Genomic DNA, 18,797 nt, shown 5'->3' on the forward strand with positions numbered 1-18,797 from the left:
TCTCGACTCTAAAAAGCTTTTTGATTCTCAGTTTACCCTTATAACGATAAAATCCAAGTGGCTCATGGGCTAGTTTGAAAAGTTGTAACCATTTTTTGAACGATATCTAATCACAGCAATTGGTGTGCCAAGGTTCTGGAAAAAACACCTTGAAGTTGATAATCCAAGCACCTGTTTACCGATTGTTCTTTACGTAAATGTTAAAAGAAAAATTGATCGTAATTTAGACATTAGAAGATTTTTTTTTTATACTTAATTCAATTGTTTAAAAATACTATTAGAGATTTCTTGATGAAAATTGAAATATGTGTGCCAAGTTCTGCCACAACTAAAGAGAGAGGGGATTTACTAGAAACTTTAAGTAGAGAAATGCTTGAGATTCAAAACTTCAAAGTAGAAGAAGAAGTTAAAAAGACTGGAATGGAGTTAGATTTGCTATGTAAACATAATGTTGCGGACAGAACAATCTATGTTGAATGTAAAGCTTATCGAGACGGGAAAATTGATGCTCCTATTATTAGGCAACTAATGGGTACTATCGTCTTACAAGGATATTCAGAAGGTTGGTTAATTAGTACTAGTGAATTGGGTAAAGAAGCTAAAGGGATTGAGGATGAATTAGCATCAAAAGGCTTAGCTGGAAAGTTAGTCATTTATACACCTAGAAAAATTATTGATTCTCTATTAGCTTCAAAAATTATAAATCCTCCTCCTCAAGCACAATTAATACAATATTTGCCTGAAGAGAATATAGGAGAATGGAGTTTACTAATCACACCTTATGGTAAGTTCTGGGCTGTTACAATTCTGGAGGGAGGAATGCCTTCTAAAGTAGTTTGCTATCATGCTAAATCCTTAAGTTTAGTTGATGACCAAGCTCTTTTAGATAATATTGCTTCGACGGACTCAAGCTTATCAAAATTAGATTTCTCGAAAATAATATTATTAACAAAGAAGGAGAAAAAGTTAAGTTTAGAAGAGAGCCTAATTGAAGTTGTTGAAGTCCAAAAAGGTGATGATTGGAACGACTATCGTCCTGCTAGACCTGAAGACTTTGTAGGGAGAACTAAAGATATTAATGATATCTTTGATTTTTTTAAAAAAATTAAAGAAAAGGAAACAACTAGACGTTGTTTTGCTATTACAGGAAATTCAGGGTTAGGCAAAAGCTCATTAATCATAAAATTGCTTGAGAAAGCAGAAAATAGACATCAAAAGCACAAAGTTTATATATGTGCTGTAGATGTTCGAGCTGCTAAATCATCAGAATATATTTATGCTGCATTGCTTAAAACGTTAAAGAATGCTCAAAAAAAGGGATTTGGTGATCCTGAAATTAATATTTTGATTACAAATGCTAGTCATCCGTTAGATTCGGAGTCGATTACTGAATATTTAGAAAGTGTGGATAAGGCTAATCAAATAATAGTCTTAGTATTTGATCAGTTTGAAGAATTGTTTAGTAAACCAGATCTATCTGATCTATTTACTAATACTTCTAATATGTTAATGGATGCTACTAGTTTACAATTTAATTTTTGTATTGGCTTTGCATGGAAGACAGATAGTACTACACATACGGAAAATCCTGCATATTTTTTCTGGCATAAACTTTCCGAATACCGTATGGTAAGGAAATTAAGCCCATTCTCTGATAGAGAATCTCATACTGTGATTAGTAAGTTTGAGGATGTGATTGGTCAAAAATTAGATGGTGATTTAAAACATAATTTAACAGTATCAAGTCAAGGGTATCCGTGGCTATTAAAAAAATTATGCATCCATTTATATGACAAATTAGAACAAGGTGCTAAACAGGAAGATTTGTTAGAAAATAAATTAGATATCGCTAGTTTATTTTCGGATGATTTAAGTGAACTAAGTATATCTGAACAAAAAGCACTAAGATTTGTTGCAACAAAAGCACCTGTAGACTTGATAGAAACTATTGAAATTTGTACTGATGAGATAGTTCAAAGTTTATTACATAAAAGATTAATTGTTAAAAGTGGCAATAGGCTAAATCTCTATTGGGATATTTTCCGAGAATTTGTTCTGACAGGAAATGTTCCAATTATCGCTCTTAGATATTTACCATCACATGATTTTTCAACAATTTGGAATGTTGTGAAATATTTATCTAAGTCACCTGTAACTATTCATTCTTTACAAGAAAAGACAAATTTTTCTGAAGGTACAATTCAAAATGTCGGAACTGATATTTTACTTTTTGGATTAGCTACACGAGAAAACTCTCAATATGTTCTATCTGAAGATTTATTAGAGGATGGAAATACTCAAGAAAATCTACTGAATATAATTAGAGAAAAATTTAAAAAACATATTATTACCTTACATTTGAAAGATTTACCTAGCGGAACTTTTTTAACAATTACTAGTATTATTGATTTAATGAAAGAAACATATTCAGAGAATAAGTACGCTGATAAAACTTGGCGATTATATGCTATTAGACTTATACGTTGGTTAGAATTAACGGGTTTTTTACAACCAACAACAGAACCGAATACATGGATTTACCGAGATCTAGGCAGTTCAAAAACTTCCGTTATGAATAGAAGACGTACTTCTAATTTCTTTGTTCCTAGAATTTCACCTCAATTGTTTATTTCAATTTATAGTGAGATAGTAGGTAAAAGTCTTCAACAGTTGCCGAATGATAGTAAGACAAATAAAACAGTAGAGATTTTGAGAAAGTTTGAGTTGGTAGATAATGATCGGGTGATAGAGATCGATGATTTTGATTCAATTCTTTATGCTAAGGCTAGTTCAGAATTTAGTATACAAGCTATATTGGAAATAAAAGATTTGTATTCAACTGACAAATTATCAGGGCAAAATTTAGGTATTCTATTGAAAGAAAAATATGATCTGAAATGGACGGATGTTACAACGCAGCATTCAGGTAATAAGCTAAATAGCTGGGCTAAATGGATTAAAACCTATGAGATGAAAAATGAATAGAAATTTTGAATAACAAGAAAATTAAGAACATCGGTTTCGTTCAATTTCTGATTTTTATCCATAAATTTCTTATTTATATCTAGGGCTTAAATCTTTTGAGGAATTTTTAGTTGAGTTTATGTTAAGTCAATAATAAAAATATTTAACAAGTTACAGTATCAAAGTTGCAATATGTGAAAAATAAAAAAATAGCCTTGCTTCACTATACCGTTACTCAAGCTCTCGCCACATTCTCCAGATGTGGCTTTTTTTATGCTCAAATTCAGCTTTTACGATTTTATCATACAGGAATATTTGCAACGAATAGCAATACTCAAATTCAAAACACTTTAAAACATCTACCGCTACAGCCTTATTTCCTCAATGAGACCGCCCCAACAAACGGCTACGAAAGACCAAAACACCTGTAGCGAGACGACTTGCCAACACGAAATAGATAAATTATCAGCAATCGCTAAAATTTCGAAAACAGAGAATTGGGACTAGTGATGGAGCTACTGTATTTAGATTGAGTCTATATAAATGTTGAAATTGGGGATAATCAAGAGTGGTTGGATACGGCAAAATCGAGAATGAAAGTACGGGTTATTTATCAGTTGTACCAAGTGAAATAATTTGAAACTTTTTGAAGGTTATTACTTGACATAAAAGAATAAACAAGATTAAAGTTTAGCATTACTAATTTCCACATCATATTGATTTAATGATCAATTTACATGTTACATAAATTTTAGTATTCTGACCTACTTATAGCTGTGGTGGTATTATGAGACAGGTCATAGTCAATAGAAAAAGCCTAAATCTTAAGTCAATATTTTACTTACTTAAATCGACTGTTTTTGCATATCATCTTATTAACAGTACAAAAGATAATACTTGGGGTTTTAAAATTAATAGTTGAGGGCTTTGTGGAACAAGATAATCAAACATTTTTTGAACAAGAGTTTGTTAGATTAGTGAATTTATATTGGGAAAAGTACTTTGCTAATACAGAATTCAGTGCTAAATATGAAGAATCAAAAGAAAAATTTATTAATGATATAGTAAAAACAAAAAATATTACTATATTTAGAGCTAATTTAAGTCATATTCCTAGTGCAAAACTTGAAAATCTACCTCTAGAAGCAAAGAGGATGCTAGTTTATTCTGGATTAGTATTGTATGAGAGGTTCCTAATAAGTGAATTTAAAACTGCTCAAAAAATAAAAATTAATGGCATAAATTTAGCATTTGCAGCTTTAAGAGCCTCTGCTGCAAAAATTTTAAAAGTAGTTTTTAAAGGTAATGATATAGCCTCAGGTCAGACTTCAATTGCAGCACCTCTTCCTCAAACTTTTATTCCTTACGTAAAAAAGAATACAGATCAAGGTTGGGTGGTTGTGAAGCGTTCTTTATATTTAGTAGCACAAGAATATATCGACTGTCTAGGTGATTATTGTTCTAGGAATCTTCATAATAAATTCATTAATCAAATGAAGGCGGATATATCCCGCAATAAATTTGAAGATATAGATGAAGATATGATTAATGAAATCTTAGAAGTGATCCATACAGAGTTGGGTGCTCCATTGGTTTATTTTGTTGACCCGATTCATGATAAAGAGGTTTTTAATTTATTAACTAAATATAAAGAAAAAATTTTTCAAATATTTGGTATACAAGTCATAGAATGGCATCGTAGTGATGAATCTATTGTTGGGGCAACAGATTCAATGTTACGGATTGTTAGAATTGTTTTTCCACAGCAAGAGGAGTCTACCTTGAGTAATAATAAATTAAGTGCCGATATTGTATTGTTAACTGTCAATGATAATGAAACAGAGGCAGTCCATAATGAATTTAATGTATTAGGTTCCATAAATATTAGGGGGCGTACATATTGGGATCTAGGGGAAATTAATGGGTGTAGAGTATTTCATACACTTACTGATATGGGTGATCATGGAGCAGCTGAAGGAAGTAACCATGCTATTAAAAATTTAAATCCTATACTATTGATAGGAGTTGGAATTGCTTGGGGAGCGGATTCTAGTAAAATGAATATAGGTGACATTTTAATATCTAAAACTCTTATTGATGCAGCACATGAGAAAATTGGACCAAATCAAATAATCTCCAGAGGAGAAGTAAATAAGATAGATAAAAATATTTGGCAAAATATAAAAGCTGCACATGTTGAATGGAAAAGGAATGGGAAAGATCAGTTAAAGATTCATATGGGTGAAATGTTAAGTAGGCCTACTTTGATAGATAATTCTAAAGTGAAACAAGAATGGTTGAACCGTTATCCTGAAGCTATTGGTGGAGAGATGGAGGGACGGGGTATTGTTTTAGCTGCAAATGAGCATAAATGTGATTGGTTAATTGTTAAAGCAATTTGTGATTGGGGAGAAGACAAAAATAAAGAAGGAGAAGATAGTAAAGAGCAAAATCAAAAGTTAGCTGCTAATAAAGCAACATCGTTCCTAAAGTATGTGATTGAAGTTGCTATAGGAGCATATACAATCGATAAGCGTGATCAGTCGGTAGGATAATATTATGAGTGAAAAAATAGCAATTGAATTTACTAATCTAGTCAAGGACGGAGATATTACTAGTGTTTTTAAAGATAATATTCCAACATATCATCATTGGTCACAACGAGAGATAGATGCGATAACTTTGGCACTAGCCACAGAAAGACCCTTATTAGTAAGAGGGGAGCCTGGTACAGGTAAAACACAATTAGCAAGTGCTGCAGCTACAGTTTTAGAATGGATGCTTCATATACAAGTAATTAATGCAAGAACTGAAGCTGCTGATCTATTTTATCATTATGATGCACTGAATCGATTAGCTGATGCTCAAATGCTTAAAACGGGTCAAGAACTCCCATCTTATGAAAATTATATGAGACCAGGCGTACTATGGAAAGCATTAAATTGGAAAAACTCATTGACACTAAAAAAAGCTTTAAATTCTTCAAGTTTAGATAATGAGCCTAAAGGTCATATTGTTTTAATTGATGAAATTGATAAGGCTGATACTGATCTTGCTAATTCCTTATTAGAGATATTTGGTAGCCGTAGTTTTCATCATCCTTTTTCTCATGAGTTGATTAATGTAGAAACAAATAAAGCTTTTCCTATTATTATCATTACAACAAATGAAGATCGTAAACTTCCAGATCCTTTTGTTAGACGCTGTATTGTTTTAGATATGAATTTACCTGAAGATGATGAAGCATATAGTGAAGCACTTTATTTAATTGCTAATTCACATTTTGGTGATAAATGCCCTAATGGTCCTAGTTTTAAAAAGGAAGTCATTGATAAGGCCCTTGATCTTTTAAAGAATGATCGTATTGGGTTTAAACAGAATCATCTGGCTCCTCCAACTGCAGCTGAATTACTAGATTTACTCTATGGAATTAAAAAATTGGAACCTGATATAAATAATACGGATATACAGTTGAAATGGATCGAAAAATTAAGTCAATATTCTTTTAGAAAGCATGTAATTGATGTACCACATGAGTTAAAGCAGAGAAGTCAAAATAGAAATTAAAGATAGTTGATAAGGTTAAACTGATTAAAATGAAAAAAGGAAAAGTTGGGTGGGCAGATTTATTAGAAATAATAAGTCTAACCGCTGATGAAAATCAGCATAAAAGATGTGCTGATTTTTTGGGTTTTACGTTTAAAAATCAAGTTAATTTTTCAGTTGACTTTAATGTGGATACTCCAATTATAGATTTTGATTTAGAAAGGGTGAAGAAAAATAATATTACGATAGAAAAATTGAGGGCTCCAATTTATGGTGTGTTGGAACATAAAAAACCTAATATTGTAAATAATTATAAATTAAGCCATAAAAATGAATCAAAAAATTCAGTTTTATTAGAAAAAGATTGTGAACCAAGATGTAGTTCTCCAGAAAATATAATTCTCTGGAAATCAATGTGTAATAAGGGTTTGTTGTGGCCAGCATTAAAAAAAATTATAGAAAAAGATTATTATTCGGATATTGATATTGATAAATTAATTAAAAAAATAGGTCTAGGCGAATGTGTTACTAAGTTTAATTACATTAAAAAAAAGACTGTTTCGAAATCTGTAGTAATTATTATTGATAGAGCCAAGCATTTAAAACCTTATCAAAAGGATATTATGGAAGCATTTGAAATTATTAAGCGTATAGTTGGTTATGAAGTAAAGTGGTGTTTTGTGGATGGGACACCTAATAATATTTTAGGATCATCTTCGTTTAATTTTTCATCATATCCTTCTGGTGCTAATGTATTAGTTTTTAGTGATTGTGGTGAGTTGATTGAAAAAAATTATCCACATATTAAAAATGAATGGAAACTTTATTTTTATCATTTGAATATTAAAAATAATATAATATCGTTATTGTCTCCCCAAAAATATACTAGTAATAAGTGGCAGGTAAATCAACATTTAATATTTGATGAAAGTATTGTTAGGTTAAAGTCAGTTGAGTATGATTTAAATAAAAGTTTATTAGTCCTTGGTCTTAAGTATTTGAAGGTTTTAGCTTCTATATCAGTTGTTATGGACTTTAATTTGTTAAGATCCTTGCGTTTAGCCTTACCATATAGTATGTCATTACCTGAGTTAGAAGCAATTTATTTGCAAGATAATGAAGTGGCAACTAGTATTAGTCCAATAATAACTCCAGGAGTGGTTGCAAAATTACGAAGAGATTTTTCAAAATTAGATATAAATATACAAAGAAATATTTTAATGATATTAACTAAACACCATAAAATTCTCCCTCAATCTATTGAAATGACTGAAATACTATTATGGGAAGCACATAGTTTTTCAGAAGCAAGGGGTAAGGAGGAAAGAGCATTAATTGTAATGGCAAAAGAGTGGTTTGAAAAGCTTAAAAAAGATATGCATATTAATAAGAGTGATAGTAATTTAAATTTTTTTGTTAACTCTACTCTATCTATTATAATGAAAGATGATAAATTTAATATTTTAAATAAAGAATTGTTAGTTTTAATGTGGTCACTCGATAACGAGCGATTAAAGAAGGAAATATTACCAAAGGGAATAGATGAGTCTGATGTAAATTATTCAGAAAATAACATTCAACTAAATTTTTGTTGGATAATAAAAAATAAAAATTATTTGTGCTTACAGTCATATTCACCTGATATTAAAACATCAGAATTACTAATAGTTACGTTATCCCCATGCAGGTGGGTAAGGTTTGAATCAGAAAATGATACCGAAGTAGTTAATATAACATCAAATAAAATTAAATTTGATTATAATAAAAAATTTGAAAAATTAACTTTAACTACAAGTGCTGGTGAGATTGTCGATATTGGAAATATTAGTCCAAAATGGTTAGGTATTGAAACTGGCCAAAATAATGATGAAACTTATGCTATTTTACCTATTTTTGGTGAGTATGTAGGAAGAAAGTTAAGTTTGAAAAATATTGAGGAATGGAAGTTTAATATAATTTTTCCGAAAAATAACTTTTCTTTCCATGGTATGAAATTAGAAGCAAAACATGGTATTGATACATACGGTATTTACGTTGATTTATACATTGAAAATGTCATTCAGCGTATGAGATGGATAACACCTGGGCGTTTTTTAATGGGTGCTTTAGAAAGCCCCCATAACATTGAACACTTATCTCATGAAGTAATTCTTACAGAAGGCTATTGGCTTGCAGATACCGCATGTACACAAGAGTTATGGGGATTAGTAATGGGATATAACCCAAGTAAGTTCAATCATAATAAAAATAATCCCGTTGAGTCAGTTACTTGGATAGAAGTACAAGGTTTTTTAGAGAAAATTAATAATATATTCGGATTTTCTAATTTCTTTAATTTACCATCAGAAGCTGAATGGGAATACGCCTGTCGAGCAATGACAAATACTAATTTTTCTTGGGGCGATGATCTAAATATTTTAAATGCTAATTATGATGGAGAAAAGCCATTTAGATCTGGTGAAAAAGGTAGTTTTTTAAGAGAAACAAGAGTTGTTAAATATTATCAACAAAATCCATGGGGACTCTGGCAAATGCATGGGAATGTTTGGGAGTGGTGTTTAGACACAAGTTATACACCATATAAAAATGTAACAATACCTAGAGTAGATCCAATATCAAATAATGAAAAGGTGACACATCGAATTATCCGGGGAGGAGGATGGAATGATAGGGGGGAGAATTTAACTTCTTTTTATAGAGGTTATGCGCCAAAAGAAAATAAAGAGTCTTTTATAGGTTTTCGTTTATTGTTTACATGTAAACAATAACTTATTTCATTATTAATTTTAAGTTTATATTTTGATGGGAGGTGTTTGTGATTGATGAGTTTAGCTATGAAGAATATTTTAATATTGGCCTCGATTCATTTTATAATAAAAAATATGAATATGCGGATTTTTGTTTTAAGAAAGTGTTAGAGCAAGATTTTATTAATAATGAATCTAATAAACTAATTGTAATATATGAGAAACTAGGTCAAATAGCTCAAAAAAATAAAAAATATTTGGATGCAAAAAACTGGTATTTAAAAGGTTTGGATTTAACAGAAAGTTATTATAATGAAAATGAAATTTTTAATTTTATTAACTTGCTTGCTGAGCTTGAGTTTAAAAATGATAATTTTGAAAAATCTAGATTTTGGTTTGAGAAGATAGTTAGGAAATTCCATTATCTAGAGAATGAAAAAATTGAATATTTTACAAGTATAAAATTAGCAAAGATATCAGAAAAACTTGATAATTTTGTCGAAGCTAAACATTGGTATGAAAGATTGTTGCTTGATAATATTGGTGAGGAAGAGAGTGCATTTCTTAATAAAGAGTTAGGTAGAGTTTGTTTTTTATCTAAAGAAATAGATAAATCTATTGATTTTTTTAATAAAGCTTTAGATTTATATATGCGACTTAAGGATAACAAAGAAGTTGCCGATATTTATTATCAATTGGGTCTGATAGAAAGGAGTAAAGATAATTTTGAAACTTCTCGGAAATTTTATTTTAAAGCATTAGATTTTTATGAGATTTGTAATGATTTTAGAAAGGTTTCAGATATATATGTTGAAATAGGAGACCTTTGTAAAGAAAATTTAAAATATGAACATTCCAAAGATTGGTATGAAAAAGCCTTAATTATTAGAAGAGAGTTAGGTACGGTTAGAATTGTTAAAAAAATTTATTTAAGATTGATACAGCTATTTAAAATTCAAGGTCGGATTGATGATGAAAATAGTTATTTTGAAAAAATGAATAAAGAGATTTCATTTTTTTTGATTGAAAAAAATAATAGTTTAAGTGAGTATTTAAGTAATGAGAATCTAAGCTTTTCACAATTAATGCCTAATATTTTTCCACCATCATGGGCAAAAGCGTGGGGAGATGATTGGTATGGAATTTGGGCTGATTTAAATATTTTTGGTATAGTACAGCGCATGCGTTGGATACCTAGAAAAGATACTGTAATAATAAAATCTTTTGGAAAAAAAATGAATATAGAATCTGAATTACTTACCCAGAAAAATATTAATAGAAAAGGGTTTTGGCTTGCCGATACTGTTTGTACTAGAAACTTATGGAATATTGTTATGGGGTGGGAAAAGCGTCATTTAAAAGCCGAAGATGATCTTATCCCAATAGATAAATATAAAGTATTAGACATGAGATATTTTTTTCAAAACTTAAATCAATTATTAATTGAGCATTTTAGTTTTGATACAGATGCTTGTGCTGAACTCCCAAATGAAGAAGAATGGATTTATGCATGCCGAGCAGGTACACAAACATTATTTTGGTGGGGTGATGATATAAATGAAAAGAATGCTAATTTCAGTACTAAGTCTAAATTTCAAAAGTTATTACCTGTTAAATCTTTTAAACCTAATCCATGGGGGCTATGGCAAATGCATGGTAATGTAATTGAATTATGTTTTAAAACAATCGGTAGTAGGAATCTCAATAAATCTCTAAGTCTAAGCAATCTTGTAGGTAAAGGGGGAGGGAATAATTCTATTCAGGATGAGTTATACGTGGATTCTAGATTTTTTTTAAAGAAAGAACAATTAGAATTGAAAAATAGTAATGTGGTGGGTTTTCGTTTTCTTATCAGAGAAGAGTTTTAAAAATTGAAGAAATTATAGTTGTTTCATAGATATCTAATTTTACTTTTTAGGTGGGATTTTATATAGATTATATTTGTGTTAATGTATTACAGTTTAGCTTATTAAAATTGTTGGAGCTGTAAGAAATTACTATATACATTAAAATTTATATATGTTGAAATTTTCATAGTGAAAATTAAATTTAGAGTTAATTTTAACTTTGAAATCTGTTTCCAATGAGATGAAAGTTAGTAAATTTGACTATTGTTGATGTACTCTCATAGGTTGTTAAAGAGTTACTAATGATCTTAAGTAACTGAACTTTTAAAATAAAATATTATAGTTTTAATGCTAATTAGAATGATTTGAACGGTAATCAGAAGCTTATAATCTCAAGTATTTAGAGGAAATTAGTTATAGTGCAAAGACCAGTTTTTAATATCTAATTTTTCTCTTGATTATTGTATCTTAATATATTTATATGACAGTATTTAGCCCAATCACTCATTAAACCTCTACGTTTTTCAAGATAAGCCCCACGTAAATATGCAGCTTTAACTTCATCGGGTAGTTTGTGAGCGAGTACATGCTCGCAAACCTCTCGTGAATAATCTGTCTTATCAGCAGCCCAGTCACGGAATGTAAAACGAAAACCATGTGTGGTAATCACTCGATTTTGTTTTGGATCAATATAGCCTAAGCCATTTTTTATATAGCTCCTCATGCATACGGTTGATTAATGCAGTCAGAGACATATCAGAAAGCATGCCATCACCACGAGATGTAGGGAAGATGAAGCCTTGTGATATTGTGGGAATAGACTCCAATGATTTAATTGCTGTTCTGAAAGTGAAACAAGATGTTCTTTCTCTGTATTGATATTTTAATATATTCATTTCGTTTTAATATTGGTTAAGACGCGGTATAGTGGTTTTAATTTTCATCTTATTGTTGTAGTAGGAGTTCGAAAGACAGGCTTTCTATAAAACGGGAATCGAACTCTAAGATGTGTAAATATATGGGATGTAGTGTCGAAACAACTAGAAACAAAGAAAACATGAAGTAGTAAAAATAGTAGTAAAATATTTTGTATAATATTTTTTATTATTAAATATTAGTAATTTATGTCTTAAATTTGACTGGCACCGCTTCCGCCAAATATTTAAAAAGACCCTTAAATTGTTAAGGGTCTTTTTTTTGCTTTGATTTTATTTCACGTCTCCTATATAAATTTTGGATTGAATAGAGCAGAATTAGAATGGATTGGATAGATTTAGACTCCAGTTTAATTCTCTGTTTTATAATTAACTTTTTGAATCTAATTCCTGAACTTTTATCACTGAAATTGCTTCTTCTATTTTTATTTTAATATCTCCATATAGCTTGTCTCATTTGGGCTTAATCAAATGGCTTAATATCAGATGGTAAGGCTGCTTTAGTAATGCAAGTTTTGAGATGAGTTAAATTAAAGCAATATTCGATACCTTAATTATTTAGCTATAATTCTTTTTACACTTTTTCTTTTAAAAATAAACGCTTCACACAATAATCTAGACTTAGGTAGCGCCCACCGCCCAACACAATTAATGCTAACAGCATGACTAAGTAGGTTACGGCAAACTCAATACCATTATTTAAGATGACAAATGATCCACTTGAGGTTAACCAATCATAATTTCCACACGTTTCTAAGATTTGACGCGCCTTTTCTAACTTTTCAGTTGAAGCGAGGACTTGAGCACTAGCAAATGGAGCATTGGAATCAGCAATTGCTTGCCATCCATTTGGTAAATGTACTGTAACGATGGCAACAAGCATGGTGATAATGAGTGGAATGCTAATTAAGCGGGTCAAGAAACCAAGGGCTAATAGAATTGCTCCTATAATTTCAACTGAAGTAGCAAGGGTTGCTAACAGCATCGGGAATGGTAAACCTAAGCCCCAATCTGTATTACCAAACCATTCCACTGTTTGTTGAAAATGCACAAGTTTGTTTGTACCTGCCATCCAGAATATAGGGACTAAATAAAGTCTCAGTGTAAGTGCTGCGATACCATCACCATGTTTTATGAGACTACAAAATATTTGGTATTTTTTTGATAAAGCATAAATAAAATTGTTCACGATAATTTCACACCGACTGCGATTGAATAGTAATTAGTCGGGTGATAACTGTGTTTCTTACACAATTTTTAATTTGGACTGTAATAAATGGCAGTTTAAGTCGTCTAACTATATGTACCTGAGTACAACACGGTAAATTATCTTAAAGGAATAGAACAATGAACAAACTCAACTCAATCACATCAGTTGCAGCACTGCTAGCTTTATCTGTAGCTGGTGTAACTCAAGTATCAGCAGCCCCAACAACGCATGCGACAGAAACCCATGCGAAGAAAGCCAGTGATGCAAAATGTGGTGAAGCCAAGTGTGGATCGAACAAAATGACGAAATCACAAAAAGCGGCTGAAGCAAAATGTGGTGCTGATAAAAAAGTAGCAGATGGTAAATGTGGTGCAACGAAGAAAGCAACGGATGCGAAATGTGGTGCTGATAAAAAAGTTGCTGATGGCAAGTGTGGTAGTAAATAGTCAATCAGTTAAAGAATGATGTCGCTATGAATCACATAGACGGCATCATTTCCAAAGTTGGAGTATCACCATGGTTAATTTGGCTGGTGTAGGGCTTGGGCTAAGAAGGGATTTTATTGATGAGTTTCTAAGTGCTAAAAAAGTGCCAGACTTTATTGAAATCGCGCCTGAAAATTGGATAGGTTTTGGTGGTCGGCATGCAAAGTTATTAGCTCGGTGTGTAGAAAAAGCACCTTTAATCTGTCATGGGCTGTCTTTATCCGTTGGTGGGCCACATCCACTCAATTTAGAATTTATTCAAAAAATTAAAGGGTTTTTAGAAGATTATCATATCCCGATTTATTCCGAGCATTTAAGTTATACCCATGATCGTGGCTACTTATACGACTTGATGCCAATTCCAATGACTGAGGCGGCAGTTAAATATGTAGCCGAACGTATTTTACGTGTCCAAGATATTTTAGGTAAAAGGCTGGTGATCGAAAATGTCTCAACCTATTTGATGCCAAATGCTGAAATGAGTGAGGCCGATTTTGTATCTGAAGTGCTTCAGCAGGCGGACTGCGAGTTATTACTCGATGTGAATAACGTCTATGTAAACAGTATAAACCATAGCAGTGATGGGTATGCCTTTATTCGAGCAATGCCAAAAGAACGGATTCGTTATATACATATTGCTGGGCATGAACAAGTTGAACAAAATCTATTGATTGATACGCATGGTACTGAAGTATGCGATTCCGTCTGGCAATTATTACATTATACTTATCAAGTGTGTGGTGTAAAACCAACATTACTTGAGCGTGATTTTAATATTCCGTCATGGCAAGAGTTACAAGATGAAATGACGAGAATTAAAACAATTCAGCAGCAGGAGGGCAGTGATGAAAACAGCACAAATATCTTTCCAAGCTACGCAGCAGCAATTTTGTAATTGGATTCGCTTTCCTCAATCTGAGTTATCAAAAGCTCTTCCTGCGGAACGAATGCAGATTTATCGAGATTTACTTTTTAATAATGTTTGTTCTTTTATTGACTTGGTCTTTCCTATTACTCGTGCAATATTGCCTGCGATACAGTGGCAAAAGTTATTAACAGAGTTTTTTCAAAAAGCGCAATGTGAATCACCGTTTTATAATGATATTTCGCTACAATTTAGAGAGTATCTGACAGATTGTCAGCATCCCAGCTTACATGAATACCCCTGGTTAGCTGAGCTATTACAGTTTGAATGGCTTGAACTCTATCTAGATACATTTCAAATTGAAAAAAAACTCCTTACTCGGCAGAGTGAATGGCAGTTAAATACTCAAGTCTGGGTGCTCGTTTATCAATATCCAGTCTACCAATGGTCATCAAGCACGATCATTGCTGAAGTTGAGCCTATGCCTAGTGTTATATTGGTTTGGCGAAATGATCAAGATAATATCTGCGTAGAAAGCTTATCTGTTTTATTCGCTGCGGTGATTGAACAACTCAATCAACAAGAGTTAGTTGAACAAGATATTAGAAGTTTAATAAAAGCGACGTTTCCTGATTTTTCTAGCGTTCAGATTCAAACCCAGATCGATGAGTTAAAAGTACTATTAATTCGATTGAAATTGTTAGATCTACCCCATACAAATGATGAGGAAAATGGATGAGCGTAGAGCCTGAAAATGCGAATCAAGAAATATTACAACAACTACAAAATCCAGCCTTTGTAATAGAGTTACGACAACAAATGCTGAAGTTCGCAATTCTACAACTGTCATCATTACAGCAGGCTGAAGATGCTGTTCAAGAAGCATTAATGAGCGCATTTCAACATATTGATTCTTTTACTGGCCGAGCAGCTTTTAAAACGTGGGTTTTTGCGATTTTAAAAAACAAGATTTTTGATTTAATTCGGCAAAAATCTCGTTTAATGACGATGAGTGAATTGTTTAATGATGAGGACAGTGAACAAAGTATAGATGCATTATTTGATGCTTCTGGGCATTGGAATAAATATGAAGTACCTCAAGTATGGCCCAGTCCAGAAGAAATATTGGAGCAACAAGATTTTTGGATTATTTTTGATGCCTGTTTGAATCATTTACCAGCCAAATATGCACAAGTTTTCATGCTTAGAGAAATGATTGAACTAAGTTCAGATGAAATTTGTGAAAAGCTAGGACTGACTGTGACTAATTTAAATGTGCTCATGTATAGAAGTCGAACAAGATTGCGTGAATGTTTAGAAAATAAATGGTTATTGAAGGATGATTGCTCATGTTAACCTGTCGTCAAGCCACCCAGTTATTATCTGAAAGATTAGATCGAACACTTCAATTTCGAGAGCAGGGCAATTTACAAATTCATTTATTGCTTTGCCGTTCATGCCGCCGCTATGGAAAACAAGTTAAAACACTAAGTCAGCTCTCTAAAGCATTTAAAAATATTGATGATGGTAAGTAGGTAGCGAGACTCTTTAATATAAAGTTGCTTGCGCTCAAGGTGCTGTGAATAAGGTAAACAAGCCGTTATTTCGAGCTTTCATAAATTTGATTTATTTTTTTATGATCAGCATCAGTTTAAAAATTTGTTTTATTCTTTGAATCTACAGCTAAGTTAATAATTTTATCATATCAAGTTGATTGTTTTTTGTTCATGATGTTTTGTTCGCAGCCTTATAGGGTATCTTATTAAAGTGAATATAAAAGGTCTAAAAACTGATGTTGCTAGCTCCATTCACTTGTCAGTACCATTAAAAAAAATTATTTACTTCACATAAATTTCATTTCGAATTGATTAAACTCTTTCATACAAAATCTGATGATTAGAAAATTAGGATCAGTCTATGTTGAATCGTGTTATGCAATGGATAGACAGTTGGTCCAAACCGGTTCAGGCACAGACCATTTCACCTGATAATAAAAAAATTCAATGGGTGCGTATTATTCCTTTTATCCTTCTGCATCTTGCATGTCTGGCGGTTTTTTACGTAGGGATATCCTGGTTTGCCCTTGCTTTTATGTTGATGTTTTATCTGATTCGGATGTTTTCAATTACTGCATTTTTCCATCGATATTTATCCCACAAGACTTTTAAAACTTATCGAGTCGTTCAATTTATTTTTGTATTGATTGGAACAATGAGTGCCCAGCGTGGGCCTTTGTGGTGGGCAGCGCATCACCGTTATCATCATCGATTTACGGATACAGCACAGGATCCACACTCGTCTACACATGGCTTTTGGTACAGTCATGTAGGGTGGTTTTTAAATGATTATAATTTTGCCACGCGTAAAGAAGTGATTAAAGATTGGCTCAAATATCCTGAACTAGTTTGGTTGGATCGTTTTAGTTTGATCATTGTGCTTCTGACTGCATTAGCAATTTATGCTTTAGGTGAATGGCTCGCGGTCGTGTATCCATCACTTGCAACAACTGGTTTACAGCTGTTGGTTTGGGGATTCGTCGTTTCAACCGTTTTATTAATTCACGCGACGTTATGTATTAACTCTCTGGCACATTTATATGGAAGTCGAGATTTTGAAACAGAAGATCAAAGTCGGAATAACTTATTTTTATCCATTATTACTTTGGGCGAGGGATGGCATAACAACCACCATTTTTATGCGGGGAGCGCACGCCAAGGTTTTTATTGGTGGCAAATTGATATTACCTACTATGTTTTAAAAATTATGTCTTGGGTCGGTTTGGTCTGGGAATTAAAGCCAATTCCTGCACGAGTGTATGAGGTCAGTAAAATTGCTCAATCAGCAAGTAAAGTAAACATATTTATTAAAACAAAGACCAAGAAAAGTTAAACTGGGGAATCTTCATGAAAATTGCGATTATTGGTTCAGGTGTTTCCGGATTGTATGCCGCATGGAAACTTTCAAAACATCATCAGGTAACTGTATTTGAGAAAAATAATTATTTTGGAGGACATACTGATACTCACGACTTGATGATTGATGAGCAAAAACTTGCTATCGATAGCGGTTTTATCGTATTCAATAATTACAATTATCCATTGTTTAGCCAAATGATCACCGAGTTAGGGGTAAAAGTACAAAACAGTGATATGAGTTTTTCAGTCAACAATCTGGTCACTGGGTTACAATATAATCCGTCGAAAAAAATTTCTTTGCTGAGTAGACCACAAAACTTTTTAAATTCTAATTTTAGAGCCATGCTCTCTGATCTTTTTAAATTTTATGCCGCAAATAAAGACGTCATTGTGGATGAGCATGATACGACATTGAGTATTGAAGACTATTTAAATCAAAACGCTTATTCCGATGCTTTTCGCCGAGAGCATTTATATCCAATGTGCGGGGCATTATGGTCATGTCCAATTGATCAAGTGGGAAAAATTCCTTATAAATTCGTTGTGAGCTTTTTTCAACATCATCGCATGTTACAGCTTAGAGATCGTCCACAATGGCAAACCGTCAAAGGTGGTTCTGCACGTTATGTTCAAGCCATCCAGCAGCAGTCAGCAAATATTGAGTTTAAAAAACTGGCGGTAATCGGTGTGTCTCGCTTAGCTGATCAAGTGATTGTGCAAACAGAATGTGATACACAGCAATTTGACTGGGTGGTTTTGGCTAGTCATGCCGATGATAGCCTAAAGTTATTAAATGATCCTACCGCACAAGAGCAAGAGGTGTTGTCTAATTTTACTTATCAAGATAACAAAATGGTGCTACATCGTGATTTGACTATTATGCCAAAGTGTAAATCTCAATGGGCGAGTTGGCATGTGCATGTTACTGCAGATCAAGCTAACTTTGATAGGCGAAGTTCGAAGTCCACGGTTCATTACGCGTTTACTTATTGGATGAACAAACTACAAAACTTATCCTGTCAAACACAAATATTTGCCACGTTAAATCCTAACTTTCAAATTGATCCAAAGCAAATTTTAGTCGAACGTGATTATCGCCATCCTGTATTTAATGCCCAAGCTATAGAAGCGCAACAACGCTGGTCAGATATTAATGGCCAAAATCGAACATCATTTTGCGGTGCTTATTGGGGCTGGGGTTTCCATGAGGATGGGGTACGCAGTGCTGCTCAAGTAGTAGAGCAATTAGAAAAACATATGGCTGATGTGATTTAGGAGTAGGC

At 32.4% G+C, this 18,797-nt stretch carries 13 protein-coding genes and 1 pseudogene; 12 read left to right on the top strand and 2 right to left on the bottom strand.

Going from position 1 to position 18,797, the window contains the following annotated elements; all coding sequences use genetic code 11:
• Positions 1-291 precede the first annotated feature (291 nt).
• From M2R48_RS05445 to M2R48_RS05465, 5 genes are all read left to right on the top strand, one after another.
• On the top strand, positions 292-2,985 hold the full coding sequence (locus M2R48_RS05445; protein ID WP_262085337.1) for a restriction endonuclease: 2,694 nt from the start codon (positions 292-294) through the stop codon (positions 2,983-2,985).
• A 908-nt stretch (positions 2,986-3,893) separates the two neighbouring features.
• Entirely contained in the window at positions 3,894-5,519 is a 1,626-nt protein-coding gene (locus tag M2R48_RS05450; RefSeq protein WP_262085338.1) for a hypothetical protein, read from the top strand.
• Positions 5,520-5,523: 4 nt separating this feature from the next.
• A complete protein-coding gene (locus M2R48_RS05455) occupies positions 5,524-6,531 on the top strand; it encodes an AAA family ATPase (protein WP_262085340.1) in 1,008 nt (335 codons plus the stop codon).
• Between the two features lie 29 nt (positions 6,532-6,560).
• Positions 6,561-9,278 (top strand): formylglycine-generating enzyme family protein, encoded by a 2,718-nt coding sequence (locus tag M2R48_RS05460; RefSeq protein ID WP_262085342.1) that lies wholly within the window; start codon positions 6,561-6,563, stop codon positions 9,276-9,278.
• A gap of 47 nt (positions 9,279-9,325) precedes the next feature.
• Positions 9,326-11,125: a tetratricopeptide repeat protein gene (locus tag M2R48_RS05465; protein ID WP_262085343.1), complete on the top strand. Its 1,800-nt coding sequence runs from the start codon at positions 9,326-9,328 to the stop codon at positions 11,123-11,125.
• Between the two features lie 421 nt (positions 11,126-11,546).
• Here the strand turns inward: M2R48_RS05465 and M2R48_RS05470 are convergent.
• Positions 11,547-11,984: pseudogene (locus M2R48_RS05470) on the bottom strand (tyrosine-type recombinase/integrase); the annotation flags it as partial.
• Positions 11,985-12,613: 629 nt separating this feature from the next.
• Positions 12,614-13,228 carry a DoxX family protein gene (locus tag M2R48_RS05475; protein WP_034617837.1) on the bottom strand — a complete coding sequence of 205 codons (615 nt, stop codon included), beginning with the start codon at positions 13,226-13,228 and terminating at the stop codon, positions 12,614-12,616.
• 158 nt (positions 13,229-13,386) lie between these two features.
• On the opposite strand from M2R48_RS05475, the gene M2R48_RS05480 reads away from it, so the two are divergent.
• From M2R48_RS05480 to M2R48_RS05510, 7 genes are all read left to right on the top strand, one after another.
• Entirely contained in the window at positions 13,387-13,695 is a 309-nt protein-coding gene (locus M2R48_RS05480; protein ID WP_004819727.1) for a hypothetical protein, read from the top strand.
• A gap of 70 nt (positions 13,696-13,765) precedes the next feature.
• Positions 13,766-14,629: a DUF692 domain-containing protein gene (locus tag M2R48_RS05485; RefSeq protein ID WP_004819728.1), complete on the top strand. Its 864-nt coding sequence runs from the start codon at positions 13,766-13,768 to the stop codon at positions 14,627-14,629.
• On the top strand, positions 14,580-15,338 hold the full coding sequence (locus M2R48_RS05490; protein WP_004819731.1) for a DUF2063 domain-containing protein: 759 nt from the start codon (positions 14,580-14,582) through the stop codon (positions 15,336-15,338). The genes M2R48_RS05485 and M2R48_RS05490 overlap by 50 nt, the downstream gene beginning before the upstream one ends.
• Positions 15,335-15,955, top strand: a complete 621-nt coding sequence (locus M2R48_RS05495) for an RNA polymerase factor sigma-70 (RefSeq protein WP_004819732.1) — start codon at positions 15,335-15,337, stop codon at positions 15,953-15,955. The genes M2R48_RS05490 and M2R48_RS05495 overlap by 4 nt, the downstream gene beginning before the upstream one ends.
• Entirely contained in the window at positions 15,949-16,134 is a 186-nt protein-coding gene (locus M2R48_RS05500; RefSeq protein ID WP_004819735.1) for a zf-HC2 domain-containing protein, read from the top strand. Before M2R48_RS05495 ends, M2R48_RS05500 begins: the two co-directional genes overlap by 7 nt.
• Before the next feature lie 382 nt (positions 16,135-16,516).
• Complete coding sequence (locus M2R48_RS05505; protein ID WP_004819737.1) at positions 16,517-17,488, top strand: acyl-CoA desaturase; 972 nt, start codon at positions 16,517-16,519, stop codon at positions 17,486-17,488.
• Positions 17,489-17,502: 14 nt separating this feature from the next.
• Positions 17,503-18,789, top strand: coding sequence for an NAD(P)/FAD-dependent oxidoreductase (locus tag M2R48_RS05510; protein WP_004819742.1), 1,287 nt, complete (start codon positions 17,503-17,505; stop codon positions 18,787-18,789).
• Positions 18,790-18,797 lie beyond the last annotated feature (8 nt).

Origin of the sequence: Acinetobacter sp. I-MWF (genome assembly GCF_025433935.1) — a bacterium.
Classification (GTDB): domain Bacteria; phylum Pseudomonadota; class Gammaproteobacteria; order Pseudomonadales; family Moraxellaceae; genus Acinetobacter; species Acinetobacter guillouiae.